This window comes from Citrobacter portucalensis, assembly GCF_002042885.1.
GTDB classification, from domain to species: domain Bacteria; phylum Pseudomonadota; class Gammaproteobacteria; order Enterobacterales; family Enterobacteriaceae; genus Citrobacter; species Citrobacter portucalensis.
The window spans coordinates 98,299-118,662 of record NZ_MVFY01000012.1; the positions used below are offsets into that span (position 1 = coordinate 98,299).

The window sequence follows — 20,364 nt, forward strand, 5'->3', positions numbered from 1 at the left end:
TACGCTCCTTGGTTAGCGGAACAGGCGATATTCGTTACACAGCACCAGCTGCGCCGGCTCGTCTTCTTCAATGTCGTTATAGCGGGCGATCGGTTGCAAAAAGTGGTTATCGTGGTCGTCGTCATTAACAGAAGAAACCTCGCCGACCAGCACGTCGCCAAAACCTTCTTCCGCCCAGAAGCTGTGATACAGGCCCGGCGGCAGGCAGATGCTTTCACCCGGCGTCAGGCGTAACTGACTGCCCGCTGCATGGGTTTGCCGACAGCCGTCAATTACCACGCTGACGTCGGTCTCTTCCGTTTGTTCCCGGATCCCCGCATTCCACAGTTCCACAATTAAATTGCCGCCGCCGCGATTGATAATGTCTTCGCGTTTGCGCCAGTGAAAATGCATCGGCGTGACCTGCGCATCGCGAACATGCATGATTTTCTCGGCGTAGCATTTCTCGTAAGGCATGCCTTTCGGCGAGCCATTACGCAGAGTGAACAGCGTTAACCCTTGCGCGGCGAAATTGTTGCCGCCAAATGCGGTGACATCCCAACCGAGCTTAAGGTCGAACACTTCGCTCCAGGCTGCAGCATCAAGCTTGCGCCATTGGGTCGGGGGGAAGCTGGCAAAAGGGGGGAGATGCACGTCGTGCTGAGAGAAAAACTGGCGCGTGTGGCCAAGGATCTCGTTTATTGCGGAGCGTTTCATCGGCTGAATCCTCCTTAATATAATGCCGGATGGCGCCGCGCTTATCCGGCCTACAAATTCATAGCGATCTTGTAGGCCGGATAGGGCATTTTTGCCGCCATCCGGCGTTGTTGTGGCGGGCTATTTAACCGTCCAACCCTTATAACTGCCGACGTTGTTTTTATCGATCATCGTCACCGGGATCAGCACGGGTTCTTTCGGGGCGGGTTTCCCCTGCAATATGTCATAGCCGATTTCGACCGCTTTGGCAGCCATCACCTGCGGATCTTGTGCCGGAGTCGCCACAAATAGTGAGTTTTCGCGCTTCAGCGCTTCTTCACCGTCCGGGGATCCATCTACGCCGACAATAAAGAATTCGCTACGCTGCGCCTGTTTTGCCGCCAGATCGGCACCGATCGCCGTCGGATCGTTAATGGCGAATACGCCGTCGATCTTCGGATTCGCCGCCAGCAGCGCGGTCATGATCTCCAGCCCGCCTTCACGACTGCCTTTGGCGTTTTGGTTATGCGACAGCACCTTGATGTCCGGGTGGCGTTTAAACTCAGTCTGGCAGCCTTCCACGCGGTTCTGGACGGCGGAAACCGGCGGCCCGTTGATGATGACGACGTTGCCTTTGCCTTTCAGGCGGTCGGTAATGTATTTACAGGCCATTTCACCTGCCTGGGTGTTATCGGAGGTAATGGTCGCGTCTGCGCCTTCCGCTGCCACGTCAACGGCAACCACCACGATCCCGGCGTCTTTCGCGCGTTTTACCGCCGGGCCGATGCCTTTGGAGTCGGCGGCGTTAAGGATAATCATGTCGACTTTGGCGGCAATAAAGTTGTCGATCTGCGACACCTGTTGACCCAGATCGTAGCCGCTGGAAACCAGCGTTACTTTAACGCTATCACCTGCCAGCTTGCGTGCTTCCAGCTCCGCGCCTTTGGTGATCTGCACGAAGAACGGGTTGGCCAGATCGCCCACCGTAACGCCGATCGATTTCAGTTCTTTTGCCTGCACAAACGGAGCTGCAGCAAGCAGGGCGCCAGCACAGAGCGCGGTTACTAATGGCTTCAAACGCATACTCGTTTCCTCACGTAGGGTATTGTTGTTATACGCCTGATGGCGCTGCGCTTATCAGGCCTACGAATGAGTAGGCCAGTAAGCTTGTCTATGCACTTTGATGGTGTCGGGTACGGTATTTGTCGATCAGTACCGCTATGATGATCACCGCCCCTTTGATCACCAGTTGCCAGAAATAGGAGACGCCCATCAGCGTCATACCGTTATTGAGCGTGGCGATTATCAACGCCCCCACCAGCGTGCCGGTGATGGTGCCGATCCCGCCAACAAAGCTGGTGCCGCCGAGGATCACCGCCGCGATGGCGTCCAGCTCGTAACCCATGCCTAAGTTGCCGTTGGCGCTATACAGCCGCGAGGCGCTCATCACCCCGCCAAGGCCTGAGAGCAAACCGCTCATGCCGTAGACGAACAGCAGCACCAGCCACACTTTGATCCCGGTTAAACGTGCGGCCTGCATATTGCCGCCGACCGCGTAGATATGAACGCCGAGCGTGGTGCGGCGCAGAATGAACCAGCACACCACCACCACCGCCAGCGCAATGACTACCAGCCACGGAACCGGGCCGAGATAGTTGTTACCGATCCACTCAAAGCTGATATTGGAGTTAATCACCGTTGTTCCGTCGGCCAGCAGATAGGCCGCACCGCGCAGCGCCGTATAGGTTCCAAGCGTGACGATAAACGGCGGTAGTCCGGCAAAAGCAACCAGCGCGCCGTTAAACAATCCCAGCACCAGACCGAGCATCAGCGCCGCCGGAATCGATAGCATGGCAAGCTCAGGAATAAGAGAAACGACCATGGCTGCGACAGCGGTGGTACCGAGAATCGAGCCAACCGAGAGGTCGATCCCGCCGGTCAAAATAATGAAGGTCATGCCAGCCGCCAGCACGATGTTGATCGAGGCCTGACGGGTAATATTCAGCAGGTTACTTTCGGTAAAAAAGTTAGGCGCGATAAAGCCAAATACCGCCACAATCAGGATGAGAATCGGTAAGATGCCGACCGTTTGCATCAGATCGCTCATCAGCATTTTTTTTGCGGAGGCGGATTTCGCCACCTGCTGGGGAGTGGTTGGATTATTCATGGGGCACCGCCTGATGGTGGGAGTCGTTCACGCCGGTTGCCAGCGTCATAATATTTTCCTGGGTAATGCTTTGTCCGTTCAGCTCGCCGGCAATACTGCCTTCCCGCATGACATACACGCGATCGCTCATACCGACGACTTCCGGCAGCTCGCTGGAGATCATCAGGATCGCTACGCCTTTGCGCGCCATATCGTTCATGATCCGGTAGATCTCGCTTTTGGCACCGACGTCCACGCCGCGCGTGGGTTCATCGAGGATCAAAATACGTGGGCCGATCGCGACCCAGCGTGAAATCAGCAGTTTTTGCTGATTTCCGCCGGACAGCCCGCCCGCGCGTACCTGTGCGTGCGGCACGCGGATGTTGAGCAGCTTGATGGCGTCATCGGAAATAGCCTGCGCCTTTTTGCGATCGAGCATGCCCCAGTTGGCGTCACGCTCCAGCGTTGCCATGGTGATGTTTTCTGCCGCTGCCAGCTCTAAAAATAATCCCTGTTCTTTGCGGTTTTCCGTCAGAAAGCCAATGCCGTGGTCAATCGCCTCGCGGGGGGAGTGGATCACTACCGGTTCACCGTCTACTTCAATCATGCCGCCGATGGCTTTACGCACGCCAAAAATAAGCTGAGCCAGTTCAGAACGCCCGGCACCGACTAGCCCGGCCAGGCCGACGATCTCCCCGGAGCGCACCAGCAAGCTGCACGGCCGGACTTTATGGCCGTCGGTCAGGTGATGAACATTGAGGCGTGCTTTACCTAAGGGAATATCGCGCTCTTTGTTGAACAGATCGCTCAACGGACGGCCCACCATCATGCGTACCAGCTCCGAGGCGTTGAGCTTGTCGCGGGTCAGGCTGCCAACATATTGCCCATCGCGCAGGACGCTGACGCGGTCCGAGAGTTCGTACACTTCCGCCATGCGGTGGCTGATGTAGATAATCGCCATCCCCTCATCGCGCAGGCGCATGATCAGTTCAAACAGGCGGTGAGTTTCACGTGAGGAGAGGGCGGCGGTGGGTTCATCCATTACCAGAATGCGGCTGTTACGGTGCAGGGCGCGGGCAATTTCCACCTGCTGCTGTTCGGCGATGGTCAATGTCATCACACGGTCGCTGGCCTTAAACTGGGCGCCGAGTCGGTCGATGACTTTCTGCGACTGCATGACCATCTCTTTACGCTGGACCAGCCCGCCGCGCGACAGCTCGCTGCCAAGAAAGATATTTTCCGCTACCGTCAGGTTCGGCGCGAGCTGCATCTCCTGATAAATCAGCGTGATGCCTGCGCTAAGCGCATCTTTAGGACCGCGAATGTGAAACGGCTGACCGTCAATCAGGATCTCACCGCTGGTGGCGGTATAGGCGCCTGCGAGGATCTTCATCAGGGTGCTCTTCCCCGCGCCATTCTCGCCCATCAGGGCATGAATCTCGCCCGGCCAGACCGTTAAATCGACCCCTTTCAGCGCGTAAAATTTGCCAAACGCTTTAGCAATGTTGCGCATCTCCAGAACCGGTGTCCTGCTCATGGCGGATCTCCTGTGGGGTGGCCGATATCAGCAGTCCATCACAGGAATGTAAATGCAAAATGTCAGAAGCCGTTCATATTTGTCATATTGCGATTTTTCTTCACGGAGCGTGATATGCCGCAACCGGGACGTCACTTTCTCGCCAGTGCTCGCGGACGATTGCTGTTCTTCAATCTGCTGGTGGTGGCTGTCACGCTGATGGTGAGCGGCGTGGCGGTGCTGGGTTTTCAGCATGCCAGTCAGATTCAGGAGCAGGTGCAGCAGCAAACCGTTGACGACATGACCGGCAGCATGAACCTGGCGCGGGATACGGCGAACGTGGCGACGGCGGCGGTGCGGTTGTCGCAGGTGGTCGGGGCGCTGGAATACAAAGGGGAAGCGGAGCGGCTGCAGGAGACGCAAAGGGCGCTGAAGCAGTCGCTGGAACAACTGGCTACCGCGCCGCTGGCGCAGCAAGAGCCGGTGCTGGTCGAGCGTATTATCCAGCGCAGTAATGAACTACAAAGCAGCGTAGAAGGGATGTTGCAGCGCGGGCAGCGGCGACACCTGGAGCGTAACGCGTTGCTCAGTTCGCTGTATCAAAATCAAAGCTATTTACGTCATCTGCAAAAGTTGACCGGCGCGCAGGATGATGCGCTGCTGGGGCAGATGGACCGCTTAATTGTTGCCGCCATCGACACGCCCACGCCGCGTTCGGTGGTGAAACAACTGGATGCGGTGATGCCTGCGCTTCCCTTGCGCCATGCTAGTCCGCTGATTAGCGGTATCCTCAACGACTTCAACCAGGAGCTGCATAAGCTGGAGCCGCTCTCTTCCGCGCTGGAGCAGAGCGATTTGGCCATCAACTGGTATATGTTTCATATCAAAGCGCTGGTGGCGATCCTCAACAGCGATATCAATCAGTATGCCTCGCAGGTGGCGCTGATCTCAGAGCAACGGGTGGCGCAAAGCCATCAGGAACTGCAATCCGGCGCGTTGTTTATTTTAGTGTTTGCGCTGCTGGCGGTGGTGATCACCGGTTTTGCCGGGTGGTATATCTACCGTAATCTCGGTTCCAACCTGACGGCCATTTCACGGGCGATGACCCGGCTGGCGCACGGTGAATCAGACGTCAGCGTACCGGCCCTGCAGCGTCGTGATGAGTTAGGCGAGCTGGCCCGCGCCTTTAGCGTCTTTGCCCGGAATACGGCGTCGCTGGAGCACACCACCCGACTGCTAAAAGAAAAAACCAGCCAGATGGAAATCGATCGCACCGAGCGTCAGGGGCTGGAAGAGGCGCTGTTGCACAGCCAAAAGCTGAAGGCGGTGGGGCAACTGACGGGTGGATTAGCACATGATTTCAATAACCTGCTGGCGGTTATTATTGGCAGTCTGGATTTGGTGGATCCGGATTCTCCCGACGCGCCGCGGGTCAATCGGGCGCTAAAAGCCGCCGAGCGTGGGGCGCTGCTTACCCAGCGACTGCTGGCCTTTTCGCGCAAACAGTCGTTGCACCCTCATGCGGTGGAGCTGAAAACGCTGCTGGAAAATCTGGGCGAACTGATGCGCCACTCTCTTCCGGCCACGTTGACGCTGGAGATTGAAGCCCAGTCTCCCGCCTGGCCCGCGTGGATTGACGTCAGCCAACTGGAAAACGCCATTATCAATCTGGTGATGAACGCCCGTGACGCCATGGACGGGCAGGCGGGCACGATTAAAATCCGTACCTGGAATCAGCGGGTCACGCGCAGCGATGGGCGCAAGCAGGATATGGTGATGCTGGAGGTTGCCGACCAGGGAAGCGGGATGTCACAGGAGGTGAAAGCCCAGGTCTTCGAACCGTTTTTCACCACCAAACAGACCGGTAGCGGCAGCGGACTGGGGCTGTCGATGGTTTACGGTTTTGTGCGCCAGTCCGGTGGTCGGGTGGAGATTGAAAGCGCTCCCGGGCAGGGAACGACGGTCAGGCTACAACTGCCTCGCGCCGTTGTGCCGGTGCAGGCTCAGGCAGAACCGGTGGCGGTACATGCGGCGAACAGCGGTGAAAAACTGGTGTTGGTGCTCGAGGATGAGGACGATGTACGCCAGACGTTGTGCGAGCAATTACACCTGCTGGGCTACCTGACGTTAGAGGCCGCCAACGGCGAACAGGCGATGCATATGCTGGCGGCTTCATCCGAGATTGATATTTTAATCAGCGACTTAATGCTACCAGGAGGGTTGAGCGGCGTGGATGTGGTGAATCATGCTCAGGCACATTATCCGCAGTTGTCCATCCTGCTGATTAGCGGTCAGGATTTACGTCCGGCGCATAACCCAGCGTTGCCCGATGTGGCGCTATTGCGTAAGCCTTTTACTCGGGGAGAGCTGGCGCAGGCGCTGCGGCATTCGCGTAATTGAGATTCCTCCGCTACCCGCGCAAATACGCTTTGATTACCGTGGGGCGAGTTTCTTGATGAGGCTGGTTTTATGCAACGCTCTGCGACATTCCTTCTTTTTAGTTTGCTAATGCTGACCACCGTATCGGCACAGGCGGATATTATCGATGACGCCATTGGTAATATTCAGCAGGCGATTAACGACGCATACAAACCGGACAACGGGCGGGATTATGATGATTCGCGTGACGAAAGCTGGCAGCGCCAGATGAGTGACGACCGGCGCAGGCAATATGACAATCGCCGCCGCCAGTTTGAAGATCGACGTCGCCAACTGGATGACCGTCAGCGCCAGCTCGATCAAGAACGGCGTCAGTTAGAAGACGAAGAACGCAGAATGGAAGAAGATTACGATCGTTAGCGGTAACGATTAAATTTATGGGTATTTTATCTTTCTGGCAGGGATTTACCTGCTCGCCCAACGGCTCACCATTTTATGTTAATGAATGCACTTGAGCACGGTGCATGTATGCACTACAATCTCTCTATGCTTATGGAAAAGGTGCTGGCAATGGAATGTCTAAATCATTAAATATCAGAAATTTTCGGGATACATGGCTTGAAGATTTTTTTGAACGGGCGACATAGCACAGAAAAATACCTGCGGATATTCACACTGCATTAGCCAGAAAGCTGGATATCATTAATGCGGCTGTTTCGCATCGGGATTTGCGCTCGCCACCCGGTAACAGATATGAAGAGTTAACCGGAAAATTACAGGAATATTCTTCAATCAGAGTAAACAAGCAGTACCGATTAATATTTAAATGGATTAATGGTAAGGCCGAAGATGTGTACTTAGATCCACACATCTATTAGAAAAACGTAAGGTAACGATATGAAACAGGCATCCAGAAAACCAACGACTGTGGGTGATATCCTGCAATATGAATACCTGGAACCGCTTGATCTGAAAATCAACGATCTGGCTGAAATTCTGCATGTTCACCGCAATACAGTGAGCGCACTGGTCAACAATAATCGCAAATTAACAACGGATATGGCGTTTCGTTTGGCAAAAGCGTTCGATACCTCCGTTGATTTCTGGCGTAACCTACAGGCGGCGGTTGACCTGTGGGAAGTTGAAAATGACATGCGGGCGCAAGAAGAACTGAACCGGATTGTTTCAGTTAAAGATTTTATTGCGCAGCGAGATGTCGGCGCAAAAAAAGTCGCTTAATCATCTGTTTGTAGGCCGGATAAGATGTTTTCATCGCATCCGGCAAATTTCCTTACTCCAGCACAATCTCCATTCCGTCATATCCTGCCTCAAACCCTACTGGTAGCGGATGTTCCATCATCCACAGATCAAACTGATGGCTGATATGCGTCAGGATCACCCGTGGGCAGCGGATAACTTCGTTTAAGGCGATAACGGTATTTAAATCACAATGATTGCGCGGTGGCTCGGCGCGCGGGGCATGGCTGCAGTCAATGATAATCACCTGAGGCTGGTTATTGTGGAGAAACTTCAACGTCTTGTCGGGAAGTCCGGCGGTATCGGAGAGCCACGCCACGCGGCTATGTGCGGTCTCCAGCAGATAACCAAACGTCAGCTTTGAATGGTTGAGCGGTAGCGGCGTTACCTGCAATCCTTGCAGGTCGAACACCACGAACGGTGCCACGGTATGGCTAAAATCGAGGATGCCGGGATGCTTAAACAGATCGTCGCAACCCTGTTCATCCGGCGGACCGTACACCGGGATAGTCGCCCCCACACCCCAGCGCAACGGAAACAGCCCTTGCACATGATCCATATGATAGTGGGTCAGCAAAAACTGCTGGAAGCTGCCCGCCGGCCAGTCGTCCATCAGATGCGGGATCCCCGCGTCCAGCAGCGTCACCGCATTATTGAACCTGACCACCCCGCTACAAGGGCGTCGACGGTATTGCGCCTGTAAGTGTGCTCGTTGGCAAGCCGCACAGTCGCAGCCAAATGTCGGCACCAGCTGCGCGCCGCCCGTTCCCGTCAGCGTAATGGTCAGACTCATGGCTCCCCCTACAACGGTTTAGTGAAGCGAAAATGGCTCTGGGTATAGCCTTCGCGCTGATAAAAACGGTGAGCGTTAAGGCGTTGAGTGCTGGTGGAAAGCTCGGTCATCTCTGCACCCGCTTCGCGCGCGGTGGCTTCGGCCCAGGCCAGTAACTGACTGCCTACCGTTAATCCTCGCGCCTGCGGCATCACCACCAGTTCCTGTATTTCGCCAATCCAGTTAGCGTGGTGCAGATGAAACTGCAGGTGCAGACCGATCAAGCCGACGACCTGTCCGTCGAGCAGCGCCAGTTGGTAGTGCATATTGGGATCTTGCAGATTTGCGGCGTATCCGGCACTAAAGGCCTGCAGGTCGAATTGACCCTGTTTCAACTCACAGATGAGCGCATAAACCGCATCGGTATCGTATAGCGTAGCGCGGCGTAATTCACAGACAGACATGTTTCTTCTCCTTGCGTCCCATCAGTGTGAGTAGTGTATTGACAGACTGTAGCAAACTTCCATCGTTGTTCAGGACGTGGCAGTCATACGGGGCGTAGCGGGCTGCGCGCTCAAGACGGGCGGCGATTTCCGTTTCGCTCTCCCGTCCACGAGCCTGCAAGCGCTGGCGTAAAATCGCCGGAGAAACCTGTAAGCAAATGGGGAGTAAAGATGTACCGTAACGGGCCTGCGCCTGGGGCAGATGCGCCCGTGAGCCGTTGACCACCACATCAAAACCGGCGTGTAGCCAGAGGTCAATCTCCACGCCAACGCCGTAGTAGAAGCCATTGGCGTGCCAGCTCAGTGCCAGCAGGTTCTGCCCGGCGCGGGTAAAAAATTCTTGTTCGCTCAGCGCAATATGATTTTCATTCCCGGCGTTGGCGGCGCGGGTGATGTAACGGTGCGCTACCAGCAGTTGCGCCGGTTCCTGCTGGCGGAGTTCGGCCAGCAGACTGTCCTTACCGGAGCCGGATGGCCCCATCAGCCAGATCAGTTTACCCATAGTCAGAATACCCTTTTGCCCTGACGCCAGACGTGGTCGATATGGATGTTGCCGCCTTTGCGGTGTGCCAGCACCAGATCCGCGCGTTTGCCTTCGGCAACAACGCCACGATCGTCGAGATTTAATGCCCGCGCCGGATTGCGGGTCACCAGACGAATGGCCTGTGGCAGCGTAAAGCGGTTGGCGTCGTCGTCCGCTACGCGAAACGCCGCATCGAGCAGGCTGGCGGGGTAATAGTCGGAAGAGAGAATATCCAAAAGCCCCAGCTCAGCCAGCTTATGCGCCGCTACGTTGCCGGAGTGAGAACCGCCGCGCACGATGTTGGGCGCCCCCATCAGCACGTTCATACCATGCTGGCGCGAGGCTTCAGCCGCTTCGAAGGTAGTGGGGAATTCGGCGATCACGCTGCCAAGCTGGTGCGATTCCAGCACATGATCATGGGTGGCATCATCATGGCTCGCCAGCGCAATCTGGCGCTCACGACACATCTGGGCAATCGCCGTGCGATTGGGCTGTGACCAACGCGCCGCCAGCGCTAATTGTTCTTCTTCATAGCGGGCCATCTGCTCGTCGGTGAGCGAATACTTGCCTTGATAATACTCGCGGTACTTCTCGCGATTGGCGAACTGACGCTGGCCTGGCGAGTGATCCATCAGTGACACCAGCGTTACCGGCTCGCGGCCGACCAGCTTTTCAAACAGCGGCAGGGTAGTGTGATGCGGCAGCTCACAGCGCAGGTGCAGGCGATGCTCGGCGCGATTGACCCCGCGCTTTTGCGTCTCTTCGACCGCATTGATCATCTTCTCCAGATTTTCCAGACGGTCGCCGCCGTCGCGCACATCGCCAATTGCCACCGCGTCCAGCACGGTGGTAATGCCGCTGGCGACCATTAGCGCGTCGTGGCTGCTCATCGCCGAGTGGGCAGGCCAGTCTACCTTCGGGCGCGGGGTGAAAAATTTGTCGAGATTATCGGTATGCAGCTCGATAAGCCCTGGTAGCAGCCAGCCGCCTTCGCCGTCCAGCGCCTCAGGTAGGCTGCTCGGACTTTCTGCAAAGGTGCGAATGACCCCGCCCTCGATTTCCAGCGATCCTTGCACCACTTCATCTTCCAGTACCAGCTTTACATTATTGATAATCATGCTGTTGTTCCCATCAGATGCAGACGATCCGCTACGCGGTCGCGCACGGTTTGATCGTGAAAAATGCCGACAATTGCTGCGCCGCGGGCTTTCGCCTCTTCAATTAATGCGACGACGGCGGCGCTGTTTTTGGCGTCCAGCGAGGCGGTAGGCTCATCGAGCAGAAGAATTGGGTAATCGACGATAAACCCGCGAGCGATGTTGACGCGCTGCTGTTCGCCGCCGGAAAAGGTCGACGGCGCCAGGTGCCACAATCGCTCCGGCACGTTCAGGCGGGTAAGCAGGTTAGCTGCTTTGGCTGCACACTCCTCACGGGAGACCCCCAGATCCAGCAGCGGTTGCATCACCACGTCCAGCGCGGAAATCCTCGGGATCACGCGCAGGAACTGGCTCACCCAGCCGATGGTTGAACGGCGAACCTCCAGTACTTTGCGCGCCGGGGCCTGCACCAGATCGACCCATTCATCGCTGTGGCGGATGTGGATGTGTCCTTCATCCGGCAGGTAGTTGGCGTACAGCGAACGCAGCAATGTGGATTTGCCGCTGCCCGAGTGACCGTGCAGCACCACGCATTCGCCGCTTTTAACGTCCAGAGTGGCGTTTTGCAGCACCGGCAGACGCACGCCGTTTTGCTGATGCAGGACAAAGGTTTTACTGACATTTTCAACGCGGATCGCGTTCATTTTTAGCCTCTTTAGACATTTTTGCGTTCGATTGCCTGATGGCGCTTCGCTTATCAGGCCTACAACCAATGCCACTCCGTAGGCCGGATAAGGCGCAGCCGCCATCCGGCACAACAAAAAATCAGTTCTGCAACACCGACGACACCAGCAACTGGGTATACGGATGATGCGGGTCGTCGAGCACGCGGTCGGTTAACCCACTTTCCACCACCTGACCTTGCTTCATCACCAGTAAACGGTCGGCCAGCAGGCGCGCGACGCCCAAATCGTGGGTGACAATCACTACCGCCAGATCCAGTTCCACCACCAGGCCGCGCAGCAGGTCCAGCAGTTTGGCCTGTACGGAAACGTCCAGCCCGCCGGTAGGTTCGTCCATAAACACCAGTTTGGGATGGGTGACGAGGTTGCGGGCAATCTGCAGGCGCTGCTGCATGCCGCCGGAAAAGGTGGTGGGTAGATCGTCGATACGCGAGGCAGGGATCTCTACCTCCTCCAGCCAGCGCTGCGCGGTGGCGCGGATGTCGCCGTAGTGACGTGCGCCGGTGGCCATCAGACGTTCGCCGATATTGCCGCCTGCGGAGACCTGACGGCGCAAGCCATCCAGCGGATGCTGATGCACCACGCCCCATTCGGTGCGCAGCAGACGGCGACGGTCGGCCTCGTTCATGCCGTACAGCGAACGGTTCTGATACAAAATCTCACCGCTCTGCGGCGTCAGCCGTGAAGAGATCGATTTCAGCAGCGTGGTTTTGCCGGAACCGGACTCGCCGACGATGCCCAGCACTTCGCCTGGCCACAGGTCAAAAGAGACATCGCTGAAGCCCTTGCCCGGCGCGTAGAGATGGGTCAGGTTGTTGACTGAAAGCAGCGGTTGCGTCATTTGCTGAGGGCCTCGCTCTGTTGGCGGCAGTAGTCGGTGTCGGAGCAGACAAACATGCGTTTGCCGGTGTCATCGAGCACCACTTCATCGAGATAGCTGTGGGTTGAGCCGCAGATGGCGCAAGGCTCATCCCAGCTCTGCACGGTAAACGGGTGATCGTCGAAATCGAGGCTTTCCACGCGGGTGTAAGGTGGAACGGCATAGATACGCTTTTCGCGGCCAGCGCCAAACAGTTGCAGGGCTGGCATCATGTCCATCTTTGGATTGTCGAATTTCGGGATGGGCGACGGGTCCATGACGTAGCGGTCATTGACCTTCACCGGATAGGCGTAAGTGGTGGCGATATGGCCGAAGCGGGCGATATCTTCATACAGTTTCACCTGCATGATGCCGTACTCTTCCAGCGCGTGCATGGTGCGAGTTTCCGTTTCACGCGGTTCGATAAAGCGCAGCGGCTCAGGGATCGGTACCTGGAAGATGATTATCTGATCTTCCACCAGCGGCGTTTCCGGGATGCGGTGGCGGGTCTGGATCAGCGTCGCATCTTCCGTACGCTCAGTGGTATTCACCCCGGTCACACGCTTGAAGAAATTACGAATCGACACGGCGTTGGTGGTGTCATCCGCGCCCTGGTCAATCACCTTCAATACGTCCGGCTCGCCAATCACGCTGGCGGTAAGCTGAATACCGCCGGTTCCCCAGCCGTAGGGCATCGGCATTTCACGTCCGCCAAACGGGACCTGGTAACCCGGGATTGCCACCGCTTTCAGAATTGCGCGGCGGATCATGCGTTTGGTCTGCTCATCAAGATAGGCAAAGTTGTAGCCGGAGAGGTTAGTGGTCACGGGTGGCCTCCTGTTGCAGGCGTTTGAGCAGTTCCAGTTCGGCCTGGAAATCGACGTAATGGGGAAGTTTGAGGTGCGAAACAAAACCCGCCGCCTCGACGTTATCCGCATGCGCCAGCACGAACTCTTCGTCCTGCGCCGGTCCTGTGACCGTTTCATCGTATTCGGCTGCCTGTAGGGCGCGGTCCACCAGCGCCATCGCCATCGCTTTACGTTCGCTCATACCGAACACCAGCCCGTAGCCGCGGGTAAAATGGGGAGATTCGTTTTCTGGTGCGACAAACCCGTTCACCATTTCGCATTCGGTCATCAGCAGTTCGCCGACGTTCACCGCAAATCCCAGCTCTTCCGGTACGGTTTCCAGTGCCACATAGCCGCTGCGGATTTCGGCGGCAAACGGGTGGTTGCGCCCGTAGCCGCGCTGGGTGGAGTAGGCCAGCGCCAGCAGATAGCCTTCGTCGCCGCGCATCAGCTGTTGCAGGCGTGAAGCACGTGAACAGGGATAAACCGGCGGTGTGCGGGTGATGTCGTCGGGTGTCGCGCCATCATCCTCTTCACGCTTTGCCAGCCCCTGGTTGGCCAGCAGGGAAAAGACGTGCGGGGAGGCATCCTGCACGCCGTCTGCGCTGCGCAGAGGCGGCGTTTCGCCATTGGCCAGCAGGGTAAAATCCAGCAGGCGATGGGTGTAGTCATAGGTTGGACCCAACAGTTGCCCGCCGGGAATATCTTTGTAGACCGCCGAGATTCGGCGCTCAAGGCGCATTTCTGCGCTGTTAACCGGTTCACTGACCGCCACTTTTGCCAGCGTAGTGCGGTAGGCGCGGAGCAAAAAGATGGCTTCGACGTTATCGCCGCTGGCCTGCTTCAGCGCCAGTGCCGCCAGTTCACGGTCGGCAATACCGCCTTCGGTCATCACCCGGTCAACGGCCAGGTTCATCTGCTGTTCGATTTGCGCCACGCTCAGTTCAGCAATGGTTTCATCGCCCCGGCGTCGGTTTTCCTGCAGGGCGTGGGCGTTGGCTATCGCCTTTTCGCCCCCTTTGACGGCGACGTACATCAGCACACCTCCACATGGGTGGTTCGCGGAATAGCCAGCAGGCGTTCGCCGCAGGTGAGGATCAGATCGACCCCCAGTGGGAACGGGTGCGGGCGTTCGGTGAGTTCATGAATCAGGCATTCCGGCAGCTGTGGCGCGATCATGCGCTCTTCGGCGATGCCCGCGCCGGTCAGACGCAGCATGCGTCCGCCGCTTAAGCCAGAGACCTGCACAATCAGCGTGGCGCTGGTCTCTGGCGCGACGGCTGAACCGGCGGAGAGGGCGTTAAGCTGTTCGCTGCTGATGCGCTCGTCGGCGACGGCAAAGGCCGCCAGCTGCGGCTGATCCACCAGCGGCGCGTTTGTATGAAAACGCAGGTTCTGGCGGGCAATATCGTTATCCATCGACGGCGCCAGCCAGACCGGCGTGTCGCCATCGACCAGGGTCAGCAGCACGCTGGTGGTCGCCAGACCCAGCGGCTGCCAGCCGTGTTTCAGTTGATGCAGGGCGACGATTACGCCCGGTTCGCTCATGGCTTTCAGCAGGCGACGAAAGCTCTGCTGAGCATCCTGAACGGGTAAATTAAAAGCGGTCAGAAGTGCTGTAGATCGTGTCATGCGTTATCTCCGCGTACCAGCGTGAAGAAGTCGACCCGGCTGGCGTTGACTTCGGCACGGCGTGCGTTAATCAGCGCATCGCGTTCCGCTTCCAGCGGGGCAATTAAGGTTTCCATTAGGTTCTGGAAATGCGTTTGTTCCTGCAGCAGTGCGTCAATCACCGCGCACTGCTCGGCATGTTGTTTATTGCGTCCCAGCAGGTAGCTGTAACCCAGCGTGCCGCTCTTCAGACTTACCACTGCGCGAGTTAGCGTGGTGTCACCGGCAAAGAAGCGGTTGCCGGTACCGCCCATACGGGCCTGGATCTGCATCAGTCCGCTTTCCGGGGCGCGGATAAGTTCATAGTCCGGCGTCAGTTTGAGCGCGGTGATGCGGGCGTTCAGGGCATCGGCATTGCTGTAAGCCAGCGCGCGCATCCAGCGCTGGCGGGTGGCGGTATCGAAATGCATTCAGTGCTCCATAGTGAATTCGATCATGTCGGCGCGGGTCAGGCTGACGGAGTATTCCGCCGCGTGTTCTTCGCCTTCACGGTGGTTCAGGGTGCGCACGCACAGCAGCGGCGCCATATTGGGGATTTCCAGCACCTTGCTCTCTTTGGCCTGCGCACGGCGGGCGCTGATGCGCGTTTGCGTGCGTAGCAGCGTCAGACCGGACTGTTCGCGCAGGTAGTCATGCAGCGAACCGCTGTTGAAGCCTTGCATCAGCGGCCACAGCGAGAGGTCGGAAAAATAGTGGTCGATCTGGCACAGTGCGATGCCGTTAACCCGGCGCAGGGTGCGCAGGTGAATCACGTTATCGCCCTCGTTTATGCTGAGCGCATCGGCAATGTGGCTGGAGGCCGGACGCAGCACCGCCAGCAGTTTTTCGCTGGTGGGATGGCTGCCCTGGTCCAGCAGATTCTGACTAAAGCGCGCCTGGGCATTAAGCGGGTAATCGAACGGGCGCATCAGCACCAGCACGCCGACGCCCTGGCGACGCTGAACCCAACCGCGTTCAACCAACTGGTCAATGGCGCGGCGCAGGGTGTGGCGGTTTACCTCGTAGCGCGCGGCAAGCTGATGCTCGGCGGGCAGATAGTCACCGCAGCGATAATGTTGACGTAGCTCCTGCTCAAGTCTCGCGGCAATTTCCTGATAACGCGTTGGATAACTGGTCGGATGTGTAGACAAGTGCATAGCAATCAATGCCTCGCTAATCAGATAAAGTGCTTACGCAAACGCTGGGAAAGGAAATCCAACAGGCTGACGGTGACGATGATTAACACCATCAGGGCGCAGGTTTGCTGGAACTGAAAGCCGCGAATCGCTTCCCATAAGGTCACGCCAATACCGCCTGCACCCACCATTCCGACCACCGTGGCCGAGCGAACGTTGGATTCAAAGCGATACAGCGAGTAGGAGATAAGCAGCGGCATGACCTGTGGCAGAACGCCGTACAGAATCTCTTCAATTTTGTTGGCACCGGTGGCGCGAATGCCTTCTACCGGACCTGGCTCAATAGCTTCTACCGCTTCAGAAAGCAGTTTGGAGAGCACCCCGGTAGTGTGGATAAACAGCGCCATCACCCCGGCGAATGGGCCTAACCCGACGGCGACCACGAACAGCATGGCGAAGACCATTTCATTGATGGCGCGGCAGGCGTCCATCAGGCGACGCATCGGCTGGTAAATCCACCACGGCACGAGGTTATCGGCGCACATCAGGCCGAAGGGAATCGACAGCACAACGGCGAGGGCAGTCCCCCAGACGGCAATTTGCAGGGTGACGGCCATTTCACCGAGATAGTCCTGCCACTGGCTGAAGTCCGGCGGGAAGAAGTCGGCGGCGAAGGTCGCCATATTGCCGGAATCCTGGATCAGCGTGAGCGGGGCCATTTCGGCACCTTTCCACGAGACCACCAGCACGGCGAGAAGAATGGCCCAGCTCAGCAGCGAGAACCAGCTACGTTTGGGCGGGGCGACGGTGATGGTTTGCATGTTTAGCTCCTGGGTGTCGATGTTTCGGGTCTGTTGTAGGCCGGATAAGGTGCTGGCACCGCCATCCGGCATGGAATCCCTTGCATTGCCTGATGGCGCTGCGCTTATCAGGCCTACAATTTGGTCACCAGGTTTACTGCACCGCTTTGGTGACGCTGGTCATAGCGCCCAGTGCGGCGGTCAGACGGTCAAGGTCATCGAGTTGCGCTTTCAATGCCGAGGTTTTGCTGGTTTTCTCTTCCTCGTTCAGCCCTTTGTTGTCCTTCACACCCTGCATCTCTTTAAACAGTGCCAGCTGGCGAATCGGCACCAGTTGCAGATCGCTGGAGGCGCGGAACGGTGCCCATCCCAGGCGTTCCAGTACGGTTTTCTGTTCCGGCGTTTTGCCGTAATTCATAAAGAAGTCGTACACCTTGTCCTTGGTGGTTTCGGAGAGGTTTTTACGCCAGACGATCGGATCGCCCGGGATCAGCGGCGACTTCCAGATCACCTTCAGTTCTTTCAGTTTTTCCGGCGCGGAAGTTTTCAGCTTGTCGAGGTTTTCGGTGTTGTTGGTGGCGACATCGACCTGCTTGTTGGCGACGGCCAGCGCGTTGGTTTCGTGTCCGGCGTTAACGGTGCGTTTGAAGTCGCTGGCGGAAATGTTGTTTTTGGCGAAGACGTAGTAGCCGGGGACGAGGAAGCCTGACGTTGAGTTGGGATCGCCGTTGCCGAAGGTCAGATCCTTACGTTTGGCGATCAGATCGTTCAGGTTATTGATCGGGCTGTCTTTGTTAACGATCAACACGCTCCAGTAACCTGGGGATCCGTCGGCGGCGACGGTCTGGGCAAACACTTGCCCGTTAGCGCGATCCACCGCTTCCATTGCCGAGAGGTTGCCGTACCAGGCGATATCAACTTTGTTAAAGCGCATTCCCTGGATGATCCCGGCGTAGTCCGGGGCGAAGAAGGCGTTCACTTTCACGCCCAGTGATTTTTCCATGTCCTTCAGGAACGGTTCCCACTGCGGTTTCAGGTTTTGCTGTGATTCGGTCGAAATAATGCCAAAGTTCAGCGCTTTTTCTTGCTCTTCGGCATGGGCCGGGGTGAGCAGTGTGCTGAGACTAAACATGCTGGTGAAGGCCAGCGCGGCAACGGTCTTATAGCTCATTTCCATTCCTCATTGTGGGGATGTCAGGCAGCCTGCGCGTTCTGTTCGACGCGGTTCATGCTGCGGTAGAGATGGTCAAAACGATCGTTATCAAAATGCTGGCTGCTGCCATCAAAGAAGACGTTGCCCTGGCGCAGCGCGATGATGCGTTCGCAGTAGCGCAGGGCGTAATCCACCTGATGCAGCGTGACGACCACGGTGATGCCGTCGGTCTGGTTTATGTCGCGTAGGGTGTCCATCACGATGCGGGCGGATTCCGGGTCCAGCGAAGCAATCGGCTCATCGGCGAGGATCACTTTGGCCTGCTGCATCAGCGCGCGGGCGATTGCAACGCGCTGCTGCTGACCGCCCGAAAGCGTGGAAACGCGCTGGTATGCAAAGTGCGCCATGCCCACGCGGGTCAGCGCCTGTAATGCACGCTGTTTTTGTTCCTGGCTAAACCAGCTAAAACAGGTACGCCAGAACGGTGTGCTGCCGAGCGCGCCAATCAGGACGTTCTCCAGCACTGTCAGGCGGTTCACCAGATTGAACTGCTGGAAGATGTAGCCGGTGTGGGCGCGGCTTTTGCGGATATCGCGCGCCAGGCGGCCTTCATGTTGAACGGTGCGGCCCAGCAGCTCGACGCGGCTGCCGGGGGATTTATCACCGGTGATCAAACCGCTTAAATGACGTAAAAGGGTGGATTTGCCGGAGCCAGACGGCCCAAGCAGAGCCACCATCTCGCCGGAACAGATGTTCAGATCAACCGCATTGAGCGCCTGATGTTGATTGAAGGACTTGGAGAGTTTCTCGACGCGAATAATCGTTTGCATGATGCGGCCTCCCTAAAAAAGTGGCCCCATCGTGGCGGATCAATGTGACGTTTTCGTTAAGGGATGGTTACTCGACGATGAAGAGTTGAGCGCTATTTGATGACAGTACGGGAGGGCTGGCCTCCCGTTGGATTACTCTGTAGGGGGTTGCTGTTGTTTGACAACGTTGATCATCCACGGCACGCCATACTGGTCGCTCACTTTACCGAAACCGTGGGCCCAGAAGGTTTCCTGCCAGTCCATTTCGATTTTTCCGTTTGCTGCCAGATTATCAAACCAGCGTTTGCCTTCATCGACGTTTTGCGTGTCGAGCACCAGCGTGAAGCCAGAGTAGTGAGCATTTCCGTCCGGGGCGCTATCGCTCATCATGATGTCACTGCCCGCAACGCGCAGGTTGGCGTGGGCGATGGCAGTGTCGGGGAATTTCAAGCCTGAAGGGCAACCATCTTCGCTATCCTGCGCCGATTTGGGCATTTCACCGAAGTTGATTTTGTAGAGTAGCTCAGCGCCTAACGTTTTTTGATAGTAGGCGATAGCGTCAGCGCAGTTGCCTGCAAAGGAGATATAGGGACTTAACGGCATAATCTTTACCTCAGGTAAAAGAAGCCAATTAAGTGTAGTTAGCGTCTGCAAAAATAAACCAGGCGGGAAGTATGAGCTTCCCGCCTGGCAGATGAGCTGGTGTTGACCTGATTAGCGTCGCGCTATCAGGCAATTTGCATCAGTTCTTTTTCACAAACTCAGATTTCAGCTTCATTGGGCCAAAGCCATCGATTTTGCAATCGATGTTGTGGTCACCTTCAACCAAACGAATGTTTTTCACTTTGGTACCAATCTTCAGCATGGAAGAGCTACCTTTTACCTTCAGGTCTTTCACGACGGTAACGCTGTCGCCGTCAGCCAGCAGGTTGCCGTTGGCATCTTTAACGATCAGTTCGTCGCTGTCCTGCGCCGGTTCAGCATCGTTCCATTCGTGAGCGCATTCCGGGCAGATGAACATGCCGTTATCTTCGTAAGTGTATTCGGAGTTGCATTGCGGGCAGTGTGGTAATGACATGTGGATTTCCTCAAAAGTCAGCAGGGGCAAATGCGCCCAAAAAATGGCAGATTGCCGAAAAAGGCCGCAATTATACATAAAATCCCTGCATTTGTCGGGACTACTGCGCGATTACGCAAAATGATCTGCTGTAAAGACCCTCTGCTTTCACCTCAATGAAAGTATGGCGGAATATTTTTTAAGGGAAATTGCTACGCTTAGATATTTAAGATAAGGTGAGGCGAAATATCTGATATTCATAGGTAACATTGCTTAGAGATGCCTAAGTCATTGTGATTGAATATCATTGAACCCCTTAAATTTAGTAGGGGGATTCCGCTGGCATTTTTTAAAACTGAACTACGCTGTCTATCTTTCTTACTTATTTTCATAAGTGAGAGGCATCAGGCCAGCGGTTATACACCAAATTTATTTTAATAA

Annotated in this window: 23 protein-coding genes and 1 pseudogene; 4 read left to right on the forward strand and 20 right to left on the reverse strand. The window is 56.5% G+C overall.

Annotated features, from left to right (window positions below):
• Positions 1-12 precede the first annotated feature (12 nt).
• The 4 genes from BZK40_RS17790 to BZK40_RS17805 all read right to left on the reverse strand — a co-directional run bounded on the left by BZK40_RS17790 (position 13) and on the right by BZK40_RS17805 (position 4,358).
• Positions 13-696 carry a D-lyxose/D-mannose isomerase gene (locus tag BZK40_RS17790; RefSeq protein ID WP_032942114.1) on the reverse strand — a complete coding sequence of 228 codons (684 nt, stop codon included), beginning with the start codon at positions 694-696 and terminating at the stop codon, positions 13-15.
• A 120-nt stretch (positions 697-816) separates the two neighbouring features.
• Positions 817-1,758 carry an ABC transporter substrate-binding protein gene (locus tag BZK40_RS17795; protein WP_003826688.1) on the reverse strand — a complete coding sequence of 314 codons (942 nt, stop codon included), beginning with the start codon at positions 1,756-1,758 and terminating at the stop codon, positions 817-819.
• Positions 1,759-1,846: 88 nt separating this feature from the next.
• Positions 1,847-2,842 carry an ABC transporter permease subunit gene (locus BZK40_RS17800; RefSeq protein WP_008786947.1) on the reverse strand — a complete coding sequence of 332 codons (996 nt, stop codon included), beginning with the start codon at positions 2,840-2,842 and terminating at the stop codon, positions 1,847-1,849.
• Positions 2,835-4,358: a sugar ABC transporter ATP-binding protein gene (locus tag BZK40_RS17805; RefSeq protein ID WP_079935034.1), complete on the reverse strand. Its 1,524-nt coding sequence runs from the start codon at positions 4,356-4,358 to the stop codon at positions 2,835-2,837. The genes BZK40_RS17800 and BZK40_RS17805 overlap by 8 nt, the downstream gene beginning before the upstream one ends.
• 114 nt (positions 4,359-4,472) lie before the next feature.
• Between BZK40_RS17805 and BZK40_RS17815 the strand changes: the two genes are divergently transcribed.
• The 4 genes and pseudogenes from BZK40_RS17815 to BZK40_RS17830 all read left to right on the forward strand — a co-directional run bounded on the left by BZK40_RS17815 (position 4,473) and on the right by BZK40_RS17830 (position 7,955).
• A complete protein-coding gene (locus BZK40_RS17815; protein WP_079935035.1) occupies positions 4,473-6,737 on the forward strand; it encodes a hybrid sensor histidine kinase/response regulator in 2,265 nt (754 codons plus the stop codon).
• Between the two features lie 69 nt (positions 6,738-6,806).
• On the forward strand, positions 6,807-7,136 hold the full coding sequence (yjdP, locus tag BZK40_RS17820; RefSeq protein ID WP_003031807.1) for a DDRRRQL repeat protein YjdP: 330 nt from the start codon (positions 6,807-6,809) through the stop codon (positions 7,134-7,136).
• Positions 7,137-7,291: 155 nt separating this feature from the next.
• Positions 7,292-7,594, forward strand: a pseudogene (locus BZK40_RS17825) (type II toxin-antitoxin system RelE/ParE family toxin).
• A 19-nt stretch (positions 7,595-7,613) separates the two neighbouring features.
• Positions 7,614-7,955 (forward strand): HigA family addiction module antitoxin, encoded by a 342-nt coding sequence (locus tag BZK40_RS17830; protein ID WP_008786950.1) that lies wholly within the window; start codon positions 7,614-7,616, stop codon positions 7,953-7,955.
• Positions 7,956-8,007: 52 nt separating this feature from the next.
• Here the strand turns inward: BZK40_RS17830 and phnP are convergent, their stop codons facing one another.
• From phnP to BZK40_RS17910, 16 genes are all read right to left on the reverse strand, one after another.
• On the reverse strand, positions 8,008-8,766 hold the full coding sequence (gene phnP / locus BZK40_RS17835; protein WP_079935037.1) for a phosphonate metabolism protein PhnP: 759 nt from the start codon (positions 8,764-8,766) through the stop codon (positions 8,008-8,010).
• Positions 8,767-8,774: 8 nt separating this feature from the next.
• Positions 8,775-9,209 carry an aminoalkylphosphonate N-acetyltransferase gene (gene phnO, locus BZK40_RS17840; protein ID WP_048215113.1) on the reverse strand — a complete coding sequence of 145 codons (435 nt, stop codon included), beginning with the start codon at positions 9,207-9,209 and terminating at the stop codon, positions 8,775-8,777.
• Entirely contained in the window at positions 9,196-9,750 is a 555-nt protein-coding gene (gene phnN / locus BZK40_RS17845; RefSeq protein ID WP_079935038.1) for a ribose 1,5-bisphosphokinase, read from the reverse strand. The genes phnO and phnN overlap by 14 nt, the downstream gene beginning before the upstream one ends.
• A gap of 2 nt (positions 9,751-9,752) precedes the next feature.
• A complete protein-coding gene (phnM, locus tag BZK40_RS17850) occupies positions 9,753-10,889 on the reverse strand; it encodes an alpha-D-ribose 1-methylphosphonate 5-triphosphate diphosphatase (protein WP_032942122.1) in 1,137 nt (378 codons plus the stop codon).
• Entirely contained in the window at positions 10,886-11,572 is a 687-nt protein-coding gene (gene phnL / locus BZK40_RS17855; protein ID WP_003826708.1) for a phosphonate C-P lyase system protein PhnL, read from the reverse strand. Before phnL ends, phnM begins: the two co-directional genes overlap by 4 nt.
• 121 nt (positions 11,573-11,693) lie before the next feature.
• A complete protein-coding gene (phnK, locus tag BZK40_RS17860) occupies positions 11,694-12,452 on the reverse strand; it encodes a phosphonate C-P lyase system protein PhnK (protein WP_003844769.1) in 759 nt (252 codons plus the stop codon).
• Positions 12,449-13,240 (reverse strand): alpha-D-ribose 1-methylphosphonate 5-phosphate C-P-lyase PhnJ, encoded by a 792-nt coding sequence (phnJ, locus tag BZK40_RS17865; protein WP_049259807.1) that lies wholly within the window; start codon positions 13,238-13,240, stop codon positions 12,449-12,451. Before phnJ ends, phnK begins: the two co-directional genes overlap by 4 nt.
• Positions 13,241-13,286: 46 nt before the next feature.
• Positions 13,287-14,354: a carbon-phosphorus lyase complex subunit gene (locus BZK40_RS17870; protein ID WP_079935039.1), complete on the reverse strand. Its 1,068-nt coding sequence runs from the start codon at positions 14,352-14,354 to the stop codon at positions 13,287-13,289.
• Entirely contained in the window at positions 14,354-14,950 is a 597-nt protein-coding gene (gene phnH / locus BZK40_RS17875; RefSeq protein WP_008786957.1) for a phosphonate C-P lyase system protein PhnH, read from the reverse strand. Before phnH ends, BZK40_RS17870 begins: the two co-directional genes overlap by 1 nt.
• Positions 14,947-15,399 (reverse strand): phosphonate C-P lyase system protein PhnG, encoded by a 453-nt coding sequence (gene phnG / locus BZK40_RS17880; RefSeq protein ID WP_079935040.1) that lies wholly within the window; start codon positions 15,397-15,399, stop codon positions 14,947-14,949. Before phnG ends, phnH begins: the two co-directional genes overlap by 4 nt.
• Positions 15,400-16,125, reverse strand: a complete 726-nt coding sequence (gene phnF / locus BZK40_RS17885) for a phosphonate metabolism transcriptional regulator PhnF (RefSeq protein ID WP_079935041.1) — start codon at positions 16,123-16,125, stop codon at positions 15,400-15,402.
• A 20-nt stretch (positions 16,126-16,145) separates the two neighbouring features.
• Positions 16,146-16,925, reverse strand: a complete 780-nt coding sequence (phnE, locus tag BZK40_RS17890) for a phosphonate ABC transporter, permease protein PhnE (RefSeq protein WP_016155398.1) — start codon at positions 16,923-16,925, stop codon at positions 16,146-16,148.
• Between the two features lie 133 nt (positions 16,926-17,058).
• Entirely contained in the window at positions 17,059-18,075 is a 1,017-nt protein-coding gene (phnD, locus tag BZK40_RS17895; RefSeq protein WP_008786961.1) for a phosphonate ABC transporter substrate-binding protein, read from the reverse strand.
• A 23-nt stretch (positions 18,076-18,098) separates the two neighbouring features.
• Positions 18,099-18,887, reverse strand: a complete 789-nt coding sequence (gene phnC / locus BZK40_RS17900) for a phosphonate ABC transporter ATP-binding protein (RefSeq protein ID WP_079935042.1) — start codon at positions 18,885-18,887, stop codon at positions 18,099-18,101.
• A 132-nt stretch (positions 18,888-19,019) separates the two neighbouring features.
• Positions 19,020-19,469, reverse strand: coding sequence for a VOC family metalloprotein YjdN (gene yjdN / locus BZK40_RS17905; protein WP_032942129.1), 450 nt, complete (start codon positions 19,467-19,469; stop codon positions 19,020-19,022).
• A gap of 139 nt (positions 19,470-19,608) precedes the next feature.
• Positions 19,609-19,944: a zinc ribbon domain-containing protein YjdM gene (locus BZK40_RS17910; protein WP_003031835.1), complete on the reverse strand. Its 336-nt coding sequence runs from the start codon at positions 19,942-19,944 to the stop codon at positions 19,609-19,611.
• Between the last annotated feature and the right edge of the window lie 420 nt (positions 19,945-20,364).